Here is an 867-nt window from a genome sequence, read left to right on the forward strand (position 1 = left end):
ATACTATAAAAAAGTAATTTATTAAATATCTAAATATGTCTATTCTTTGAACTTATTAAAAAAACATAAAAAAATAATAACTTGGAATTAATCATTTATTTATTTTTTCTTTAACAATGAGTATGGGGAGGTTCTTAACAACCTCCATCCACACGAATCCGATTAAACTAGATTATACAATTTAGAGTATTTATCTTCTAAGTAATCAATAAAGTATTTTACATTTAACTCTTCACCTGTAACATCTACTAATAATTCTTTTGGTTCTTTTAGTTTTCCATATTGGTGAATATTAAGGGTTAGCCAATTAACAATTTGATGAATCTCGCCGCTTTTTAAGATCGTTTCATAATCGCTTAAATCCTGTTTCATTTTATGCTTAAACTGTGCTGCATACATCGCACCTAATGCATACGAAGGAAAATAACCAAAATCTCCACCTGCCCAGTGAACATCTTGTAGAACGCCTTCTCGATCGTTTGATGGAACGATTCCCAAGTATTCTTCCATTTTATCAGTCCATACTTTTGGCAAATCCTTTACTTGTAAATCACCATCAAACAGTTCTTTTTCAATTTCATATCGAACCATTATATGCAATGGGTATGTACATTCGTCCGCTTCAATTCGTATTAACGAAGGCTCACTATGGTTTATTGCTTTATAAAATTCTTCTACCGATAAATTTTTAAAATAATCTCCAGTTTTTGCAATTAAATTTTCATACTGAGCTTCCCAAAATTCTTTACTTCTTCCAATCATATTTTCAAAGAATAGTGATTGAGACTCGTGAATTCCCATCGATGCACCTTCACATAATGGTGTCCCAATTAAATTCGATGATAAATTTTGCTCATATAGTGCATG

1 pseudogene is annotated in these 867 nt (G+C 30.7%); it reads right to left on the bottom strand.

Annotation, left to right across the window (positions count from 1 at the left end):
- Window positions 1–162 precede the first annotated feature (162 nt).
- Window positions 163–867: pseudogene (locus CN514_RS24090) on the bottom strand (carboxypeptidase M32); the annotation flags it as partial.

Origin of the sequence: Bacillus sp. AFS001701 (assembly GCF_002559405.1) — a bacterium.
Taxonomy (GTDB): Bacteria; Bacillota; Bacilli; order Bacillales; family Bacillaceae_G; genus Gottfriedia.